General features: G+C 57.8%; 5 protein-coding genes. All 5 read right to left on the reverse strand.

Annotated elements, in window-relative coordinates:
- Positions 1 to 244 (reverse strand): transposase (locus QZY01_RS18785; RefSeq protein ID WP_294540245.1); only part of this gene is annotated, 244 nt, incomplete at its 3' end.
- Between the two features lie 58 nt (positions 245 to 302).
- Positions 303 to 2,843 carry an N-6 DNA methylase gene (locus QZY01_RS18790; RefSeq protein WP_294540247.1) on the reverse strand — a complete coding sequence of 847 codons (2,541 nt, stop codon included), beginning with the start codon at positions 2,841 to 2,843 and terminating at the stop codon, positions 303 to 305.
- Between the two features lie 2 nt (positions 2,844 to 2,845).
- A complete protein-coding gene (locus tag QZY01_RS18795) occupies positions 2,846 to 5,809 on the reverse strand; it encodes an SNF2-related protein (protein ID WP_294540249.1) in 2,964 nt (987 codons plus the stop codon).
- A 343-nt stretch (positions 5,810 to 6,152) separates the two neighbouring features.
- The gene (locus QZY01_RS18800) at positions 6,153 to 8,855 is read right to left on the reverse strand and encodes a DEAD/DEAH box helicase (protein WP_294540251.1); all 2,703 of its coding nucleotides are present in this window, start codon (positions 8,853 to 8,855) and stop codon (positions 6,153 to 6,155) included.
- The gene (locus tag QZY01_RS18805; RefSeq protein ID WP_294540253.1) at positions 8,852 to 10,105 is read right to left on the reverse strand and encodes a hypothetical protein; all 1,254 of its coding nucleotides are present in this window, start codon (positions 10,103 to 10,105) and stop codon (positions 8,852 to 8,854) included. Before QZY01_RS18805 ends, QZY01_RS18800 begins: the two co-directional genes overlap by 4 nt.
- Positions 10,106 to 10,313: the final 208 nt, after the last annotated feature.

Genomic DNA, 10,313 nt, shown 5'->3' on the forward strand with positions numbered 1-10,313 from the left:
CTTTCTTGCGCCAGGAGTGCAGCAGACCGCCATGCACACCATGCCGGCGGGCGACCGCCGAGATGTTCGCGCCCGGCTCGAAGCTTTCCGCCAAAATCCGCGCTCGTTCGTCATCGCTCCAGCGCCGCCGGCGCGTCGTCCCGGTGATCAGCTCGATCCGGCGATAACTCCCGTTATCGTTGCGATTGTCTTGATGAGTATCATTAGGACTATCATTTTTCACGGCGACACCCGACGCATCCATGGCCTGCCCGGGATGCTAGCGAACGCTCAGAGAATTGGTAGATGGGATCGCCGTGCCGCTAACCATCCATCGCCGTCTTGAGCCGGTGATACGGTAGCGTGTTTGAAGCGTGCTCGGCGCCGATCAGCTTTCGATTCCGCTGATCCTTGACATGGAAGTCGACACCCTTGGCGCCGGGCATGATTTTGTCTGGCCAGAGTGTGATGGCGTCGCTCGTAGCTATTCGGCTCTTCGCCAGGTCTGCGGCGACGATATCGAAAAGCTCCTCCGCTACTCGACTGAGTTTTTGGAGGAGCTTGACCTCATGCGGTTCGAGCTTGTCGAAAAACCCGCCGCTGCGCCAAGCCTTGATCTTCTCCTGGGCCTCACGCGCGAATTCCTCGATCGACTTGTCCTTGTCGAATTTCGCCATATCCTTGGCGGGCAAAAGCCATTGCCAGATTTGGCCGGCGGGAAGGCGCCCCTTCCAGCCGATCTCCTGCGGCTTTTCGTTAAACCAGAGATCGCCCTTTTTCTTCACGGTCATCAAAGCCGGCGGATAGGACGCACGGCGTGCGCCAATCAGCGAATTCCCGGCATGAAGTCGGTCTCCAAACCAAGGCGAGAAATCGCTCGCGTGCAAGCCATTCAGCCAAAGCGAAATGGCGCCAAGTTCGACGGCGACGGGATTCAAGTCCACGCCGAAGCAGTTGCGGTCGGCGATGAAAGACCGGACCTTCTGCTTTTCGTGAAGGATTTGGTCCTGCGGGATGGTGCGGCCAACTTCTTGCTGCTTACGTTCGAGATAGAGGTCAGCGAGTTGGTTTGTCGTTTCGACCAGGAACGCCGCGGAGCCCATGGCGGGCTCCAGAATTTTCAGCTCCAGGAGTTCGTCAGCAGGCAATCCCTTGCAGCGCTCCATCAATGCATGCTTGACCAACAGGCGGGCAAGAGGCTCCGGCGTGTAATATGATGCGGACTTTTCCCGATCGCGGCCGGCGAGGCGATAGATGAAGGTCCCCTTCTTGTAAATGCGAGCCTCTGGCCCCCGGAAGACGATTTCCTCTGGACTGAATTCATTGATCCGACTGCGGGCGACAAAATAACTTGGGGCCAGGAGTTCAACCCGATCATTCCGGGAGACCTCCTCTTCGTCGATTTCATCATCCGGAGCGTCGCCCATTTCGTCGCCTTCCTCGGCCTCCGCCTCGCCGGATTCCTGCCCCTCTTCTTCGGCCTCGGTCGCGCCGCGCCCTGTCTGTGGACGCAGCTCAATCAGATCCTGTTTCGCCACGACGCCGGTGAAAGAAATCAACGTTTCGTAAACCGCGCCTAACTGACCGATGCCGAGCTTGGCGTAAGAAATTCGGCCGGTTCCACTGCGTGATTTCTTTAACGACAGAAGCCGTATCACCTTCTGGATAGCCTCGTTCCGAAGCCGGACGGCGTTCAGGATCGGAGTCTGTTCCGGATCCAGAAGTGCAACCTTCACCGCCGGCAGGCGTAACGCATTCCCGGTTCCGTCATAGAGCAGCGTCAGCGTGCGCTGGAGGCTGTCCCAGAGATAGGTTCCGTTTTTTTCGGCTGGCGTCCTGAGGCGAACCGACTCCAGTTCCCGAAGGGCTTCGACGCTGTAGCCGCTCGCATAGACCGGATCCCGCAAGTCCAGAATATTCAGCCGCGGGTTAGCCTCGGCATAAAACAGGAAAAGCAGGCGGTACATGAAACGCAGGCATTCCAGGGACAGCTCGGGGCCGTCGATCCAAACGCCTTGACGGGGCCCCGCCGGATATTTGCCTCCAGTGATATCGAGTACTTCCTGGCCGAGAAACTCGATGGCGTCCCGGACCGTCCCCTTCAAGGAAGTGGTCACAGCGTTGGCGTTGCGCTGCGCCTCTTCCTCGATGCGATCCGCGATCGGAATGCCATGCCTGGGCACCCGCGCCTCGCGGGAGATCAAGCAGGCCATGACGGCAAGCGTGTCCGCGTCCTTGCGGGTAAAGATCTCCTGCAGATCGAAACGCAGCACCGAACGCGCGGGCCATTTGTGCCGACTTACCAGCACAATTTGCGACAGGGCGAAAATCAGCACATGTTGTGGAGCGTTTCTCAGCCCAAAGATTCCATCGCCGAGGATTTCCTCGATGGCACGTCCTGTCTCCGCGAATTCCCGTTCATTCTCCGCGAATTGTTCGGCGGAAAAACTCCCTCCGAGCGGGTCCGAGGATTCGTCCTCAGCCCCTTCGAGAGGGGCTTCGAGAAGCCAAACCAGATCGCGGCCTTCGGCGTCCGCAACGCGGCCAATCAGTGGCACAAACGGCGCGCCGTCCAGGGACGTCGGCAACGCCAATCGTTGATAGTCGTATCCAAGCGCCGTCGCGAGGGCATATGTCGCGTTGCGTCGCAGCTCGGCTCGCCGCTCGCGATTCTGAGGATTCCGCATCTGACGCAATGCCGCCAGATAGGGGTCAGCGGCTTGGGTCAGACGGGCGGCAGGATTATCTGCATCGCTCGCACTCGACCAGCGCGATGTGATTTCACGCAATTCATCCTGCAGCGCGTCGGACAAAGTTCCCGCTGGAAAGAATTCCGCCTCGTTCTCGATGCCGCTGAGATCCATGCCTACCCCTGAAACACTGCTTTGACTTCAACATAAGGGTTCGGGTCGTTCACCATCCGCCGGGTGCGGTCATGCCACGACGCCCAATCGTCAAAAAGCTGTCCAATCTCGTCCGCCCGGTTGTCGCGTTGCGCCTTTTGACGGCGCTGCGCAATCGACAATCCTTCGTCCCTGTCCGGAAGATCGGAAAACTTCAGTTGGAGCTGCCGCTGGAACCGACCCTCAAAATGAGCCAGGCGGTCGAGCACCTTATTCAAGCCCCCTTCGATTTCCTTTTCGCGAGCTTTTCGAATGCCGACGAGATTAGTCTGAAAAGCGTCCACAGCCAGCGCCAAGGCGCTTCGAGCAGTTTCAACGTCCGGCTTTCCGCTGTTCGGCGTATTGCCAGCCAGCCCCGCCCTGGCCACGAAATCGTTGAGCGGTTCGATTGCAGCAACGCGCCCATCTCGGACAGAGACAGCCGCCCACTGATCCACAACCGGCGCCCCCATCGCGTTCGGAATCGCGCCGTGAAGGATGACGACAACCTCACCGGGGGCAAGGCGTCCACGAAGGCTGCAGAGCGGCGCGCTGCCTTCAGGAAAGAAGGCCTCGGCCCGATCACCAAACCAACTCAGAATTGGATGCCCATCCCATAGATACTGGACCGCAGGCCAAGTTCGCTCCTCAGTCTTGGCGCGTTCGATCGCCGTGTTGATAACGCCAGCCTGGTCTGTCAGCTCAACGATGCCGCCCGGCCCCACGCATTCGATTGGCATATAGCGGTCATCGACATCATCGTCCCGCGCGTAGCCGAGTCCGCCATCGCTCATCATGTCATCAGGGACGCGCATGCGGATCAGGCGACTCGTATCATCCACGACTGGAGCAGACTTGAATATTCCGTCTTGCGGCGCGGCCAGCCTTTGGAGCATGGCGCGCGAATAACTGAACGTGTCAGCAAAAAGTCGCGGCGGCGCGCCATCGGCAATGGAGGTTGGCGCGGTCGCCGACGCGGAATGATCGACTCCAGAATAGTCGCCAAAGAGGGCGTCAAACTCGTCGTCCACGGACAGCGCGCGACTACTGGCCTTTTGGGCGCGCTTGTCCATCTCTTCGCCGAATGCCTCGGCACCGATGCCAGCGCTTACGGCCGCAGCGACGATCTCCTCCTCGAGTTCGGCATCGCCGACGCCAAGGAAGACGGCTGGATCCCCAACGCCTTTCTGAGCCGCGACATCTTTTTCGACGAGTTTTTCGAGCACCCACATGTCCCGCACTTTCGGATGGCTGCTCTCGCCCACGAAGTAATAGATCTGGGGTGCACGGTCCTGGCCATAGCGGTCGATGCGGCCATTTCGTTGTTGAAAGCGCAGCAGCGACCAAGGCAGATCGAAGTGGATCAGTCTGTGGCTCTGATAATGCAGGTTCAACCCTTCGGACGCCATGTCCGAGGCAAGAAGGATGCGGATTGGCGCGTTCTCCTGACCGAAATCTTCCAACAGGCGCTGCGTCTTTTCATCCGCCTCGACGCTGCCGCCATCGATCCTTCCAATCATTTCGTCGGAGAGGCTAAGATCGGCTTTTAAGCGTTCTTCCAGCCAAGCCACCGTTCGAATTCTTTCGGAAAAGATCACCAAGCGTTCCCGGCGATCGCGCCCCGTCCAGCCGATTTCTCTGAAGAGCTTCAAGAGGTTCTGGTACTTGCTGAAGTCAGAAACATGGATGGCTTTGAGCAGATCGGCCAGCTCGGAAAGTTTCTCGCGATCCTTTGCAGTGCCGCGCGCCGTTCCGCGATCAATCCGGTCGATCCGCCCGAGCACCGATTCGAGGCACGCCGCAGGGCTCGAAAAGATCGCCTTTGCCAAAGTCGTGCGAAACAGGTCGATGGCGCGGCTGCGTCCACCTTCCGCGTCGAGATCTAGACGCAGCTCCGCAATGGCTTCGTACGCATCCTCCTCCGACGAACTCAAAGGAAAATCGCGCCGGTATAACGTTCTTTTGGGCACCGTCTTGCCTATGGCTGCGAGAACCTCGGGCGATGAGCGAAAGCGCCGGACCACCAAGTCTTCGATATCCGCCCGGTGCAGATCTGTTGGATCGGGGACCCGTGTCGGGTCGAGCATTTCAATCAGGCTGGCGAAACTTTCATGCGAGCCGTCATGCGGGGTCGCTGTCAACAACAGCAGCGAGTCGGCCCTGCGCGACAAGAGTTTCGCCAGACGCGAACGGAGGCTCTGTCCTCCGTTTGAGCGCACACGCTTCGCGGCATTATGGGCCTCGTCGATAATGATCAGGTCCCAACTGCATTCTTCGATCGCCGCGCGGATCTGACTGTCTTGTTTCAGCGTGTCGATCGAGATGATCGAGCGATCGAACTGATCGAACACATTGTAATGCGCAGGGATCTGGTTACGCATCCGACGAATAGCGGCGCTATCGAGCCGCGCGAGCGGAATAGAAAAACGGGTCCAGAACTCTTTCTGGAATTGGGTGAGCATGGAGCGCGTTGTGACTACAAGGATTCGATTCGCCCTGCCCCGCAGAATTAGCTCGGCGGTGATCAGCCCCGCCTCGAGCGTTTTTCCCAGACCGACGTCATCGGCAATTAGCAGGCGAACCCGATCCTGGGATAACGCGATCCGCACCGGCACATGCTGGAATGCGAGATCGTCTATCGCCGCCTTGCCCAAGGTCAGGGGAGTATTAGTGGTAGTCGGAGTCGACCTAAAGGCAGCTTCGAGGAAAAGCTTTGTGTCTGTCAGACCGGGGGAACGGTCGGGAACAAGCATTTTCGCCGCCGGGTCGAGGAGTTCGTAATCAGTTTCGAGCTCGAGAACGAAGCGTGCAGCTTTACCCTTTACGATGCCTGCCACGCCTCGGCAAGAAACAATATTTCCGTCCGGACGCCGCTCACAACCTAATACCTTCCAGGTTGCTGACCTGACGCGGATCATTGAACCAGGGGATGGTACGTGGATTGTCATTGCTAGTCCGAACTCGTTATTTCAATTTTAGGTCATTTAGACGAAATTGGCATTATGAGAAACTTCAACACTATCAAGACGCTCATTCACACGCATTTCCAGAATCACCGGTGATTTTGAATATGGTTATAGCCCGGATCGCAAAATGTCGCTAGAATCAATGCCACTCTGCAAACCACCTTATTTTCTATAACCATCACCTGCCGTCGTCACCCGTCGCGCAACAGTACACCTATCACACTCAGTAACGACGCTATAGGGAAAGCCAAGCTCCAGAAAGGGGTGAGCAGTTACAGACAAGTTTATCTTAATAAGAAAAATCCGTTATCTATGCGAAACCCACTTAGGCCTTGGGTGGCGGCTGCTCGAGTGCTCCGGGCAGCAGGCAAGCAAGACGTTCTATGGTTGGAAGTTTGAACGGAAGGTCCAATTGACTGAGCAGTGATTCTACATACAACTGCGCTGCAGCGAGGATGTCCATCACACCCGTTTCGGTGCGCATTACTGCGGAAAGGACTTGGCTCCGCGGCTTGTCCGCCAGCGGGTTCAGAAGTTTGATAAGTTCCCAATCGCGAAGCAAAGTCCATTTCCCGAATGCGTTTTGCATAACGCCGACAATGATCGTTCGGACAGGACCGTCTGAGCCAGTAATGCGATCTCGCAGGGCGAAGACCGCCAGTGGAGCATCCAATTCTCCGATGGCCCCAAAGCCGTCTAGAAGCTGACTAGCGAACCTAACCGCTCGGTCGACGACCCGCAAGCCAATTCCTGCCACGTCCTCTCCATCCCTAGGCCTTGGTTCGCGGGCAAATAGAAGATCATACCGATCGGTGATGGTGAAGTCGTCCATCCAAGGCGATGGGGTCTTGAAGCTCAGGCGAATTTCATCCGCCTGAGTCGGGCGCTTTCCCAAGACGGCGAGCGTAGCCTTGAAGAACGGAACAAGGTCGGGCAAGTCCACCTTCGGGATCTGGTTCGCGACCTCGTTGAAATCGAAGCGTGCTGCGTTCCCGACAAGACTACGAACAGTTTCGACCGCATCCTCGCCGCCGAAAGTCGCTGTCTTCGCGTCAAACCAGTGATCGAGACGCTGTCCACGAAGCTCCGACCCAGCGTCTGCGAAGACCTTGGTGAACATACGCGGCGATGCCATTCCGATAACTAACTGGCGCATGTCCTCGGGGTCATCCATTGCCCCCTGGAAAGCCAATGTGATCCGATCGAGCTTCTGATCGAGACACTGCCAAATCCTGCTTTCGACCGTGTCTGGATTTCGAACCGTTACAACGTCAACGGGCTGCGTCTGTCCATAGCGGCTTAATCGACCGAGGCGCTGATGCAAGCGCATTGGATTCCATGGGAGGTCCACGTGGATCAGCGCGCTGCAGCTCTGCTGAAGATCGATGCCTTCGCCGGCCGCCTCGGTTGAAACGAGGAAGCGCACCTCGGAGCGATTGAACCGCTCGGCAGCTCTCCGTCGGTCCTCCTTTTGGTTTGAAGTGCGTCCATGGGCGCTCTTCACGCCTTCGACGACCCCATCGCCATTGATGAACGTCACGCATCCATCGCCATAGCGGTTCTGTAGTTCACTCATGAGCAGCGCCTGCGTCGCCTTGTACTCAGTGAAGAACAGCACCGACCTGCCGGTGAACGACTCCTCCACCACCTCGAGGATTCGTTCGATCTTCGTCTCTTTGACCACATCGTCTGCTGCAGCCAGAAGCTCTTCAAGCGCAGGAATCTCGTTCGGGTTGAGGTTCACCGCCCGACCGAGGTTCTCAACGACCTCCTCTTCGAGCCTAGAGAGCTCGTCCATGTTTGCAGGATCGTCGTCCGCGAGTAGCTCCTCAATCCGAGCAACTTGTGGGGTCGACTCCTCGATCTTTACTTTCGCCTCCTGCAATCGGACTAACCGTCGAGCGAGGGCGCGGTGTACGGCGGCTACGGAACTCGAAGCCAGTTTCTGCATCGTGATGAGAACGAGGATCGCCGTTCGGCGCTCTTGACGCCCAAGACCGGCTGCATAGGCCTTTCCGGTCGTGATGAATTCAGTGAGCTTATCGTAGAAGCGCGCCTCCTCAGGTGAGTAAGAGTAGGTCTCTCGCTGCTGTCGCACGGGGGTGAACAGCGGATTGCCCCTCATATCGGTAACTCGGTGCTTGTTGTTGCGGATCATAACGTTGCGCAGCTTGTGAACTTGCGACTCAAGGGGTTCCTGCGGATTGAATTCGCTCGGGTGGAGGAGTTTCAGCAGCGACAGAAACCCATGGTCTTTGCCGCGATGGGGTGTGCCTGTGAAAAGCACCATCGACTGAATCCGACCGAGCGACTGGAGGCGCTCTACGACTTGAAAGGACAAGGTACGGCGTCCATCCTCGTCCGTGTTCATGTGGTGCGCCTCATCTACGAGCACGAGATCCCATGGCTTGGCTTCCATCAGACGTTTCCAACGACCACCTATATCCAGTCGAAGCGTGTGCGCCGACGCTACGATTTTGTCGTGCGTGTTCCAGTAGTCGGAGGCCTCGGTATCCACCGCAGGTGCGTAGGCCGACACCCGGATGTCGAACATTTCCCGGAGCCGGACCTGCCACTGCTCCACTAGGCTGGCGGGCGCCAGAATCAGCAGTCGGCGAACGCGGCCTGAGAACAAGAGCGGCGTGAGAATAAGACCGGCCTCGATCGTCTTACCAAGTCCCACATCATCGGCCACAAGCCACCGCGTTGGCCATGTTTCCAGCACTCGCTTGCAAACCCAAAGCTGGTGAGGCAGCAAATTGATGCGCGAGCGGGAGAAAACGCCCCAGGAGTCATTTACCGAAAGGATGCAGTGACCAAGGATTCGGGCGATGACGTTGAGCGCAGGATCGAGCTTCGCTGCGGTCACACGCTCCGTGAGGCCCTCGACCAGCTCCAGTTCTGCGGCTAGGCACTCCTCGACGCCGTGCTCGAAACGAACGACGACGCTGTCGCCGTCATCCAAACGGACGCGTCCGCGCCCAAAGCGGATGTGTTGCACAACAGCGTCTTTGGTGAACCCCGTCATTGCTCTTCCAATCCAAAATGCCGTCGGAGATCGCTATTCGAGCTGATGTGAAGAAGAGGTATGTCGAATGCACGATGCAAATTGGGCCGCTCGGTTTTAAGTTCCGCGGCGAGAAACTCAAAAATTGCTTGCGCCTTCACCGAGTTGGGGCATCCGCCGTCGGGCGGCTCGAGGCCGAGGGGTTGGAGGAATCGAAAGAGGCGATCTGACGGCACCCAGCAATCTTGAAAGACGTGATCACCATCGAGAACGCCCAGGCGAACGAGCTCGCGCAAAACCCAATGCAGGCCGATGTTGAGCGGCGCCGGTGGGGCGTCGAAATGCTGGCCTGCTCCAGTGAGAGCTTCATCAACCCGCGGTGCGAGCAGACATGTCACACGAAGGAGCTCTTTGGGTCTCTTCCCTGCAGATGTGAGCAGCCTCCGGTACTTCGGCAAATATCGGCTTAATTGATAGATCGCCGGGAATAGCGACATCCACCGCGGGTATGTAAGGTTCGCCGTTGCATTGTCTTGCCACATGCGAAGCACATTCATCCAAGCTTCGACATCGTCAGGATTTTTGAATACGTCCCACCAACCCTCGCTGTGGGCTTTTTCGAGAAAGCTGCGATGATGGCTTTCTTCTGAGCGACCGATGCTGCGACAAGAACCGAGCACGAGGAGCCCGAACCAGTGATCGTCGGAGCCAGATTGGAGGCCCTCTGCAAGGCCATCACGTCGAAGCCACTCAGGCCAAGCGTCAGTCTCGTACGACTCGATCACACCACGGCGGACATTGTCATCATTCCACCAGCCATCGAGCCGCTCAAAGAAGCTACGCTTCGTCGACTCCGGTAACGGACGCGGGCCCGATGAATCCGGCAAACTCTCAAAGTGTTCGGGAAACAATGCCGCGAGAAGCGCCTGCGAACGCCAGCGCTCCTCTGCGAGTCCCTCGAGCATCTCGCGAACTTCATCGTAGTCTACGAGCCAGTCGGGTCGATTCTCAGCACCCACCAACCATTTCAGGACATCTTGCTGAAGCTTCCCTCGTAGCAAGTATGTAAGCGCTGCTGGGCGCAGGGCCGCGTTCAGCGCCGCGTACCAAGTTGCAATCATGCGAGCGTCGATCTGGTGCCGAACACGTAGGCGCATGAACAGAGTCAGATCCGCAGCTTCTACGACGTAAGCTTCAGCGAGCGTCCGACGGGATGGAGCAAATTTAGCGCGCAGAAGCTCGTCGGCGACATCCGCGTCGCCCTGCTGCACCCCGACATTACATGGGAGCAGCAGTTCTCGCAGGGGAGCGAATGTGCCGTCGGCTGCTTGGACGACAGTTAGCGGCACGGCGACCCCACCTACCAATTTTTTGAACGTTCGCTAGCATTCTGGTCGGGCCATGGATGGAGCGGGTGTCGCTGTGAAGAATGATAGTCCTAATGATACTCATCAAGACAATCGCAATGACAACGGGAGC

The organism is uncultured Rhodoblastus sp. (genome assembly GCF_903903185.1).
GTDB lineage: Bacteria > Pseudomonadota > Alphaproteobacteria > Rhizobiales > Beijerinckiaceae > Rhodoblastus.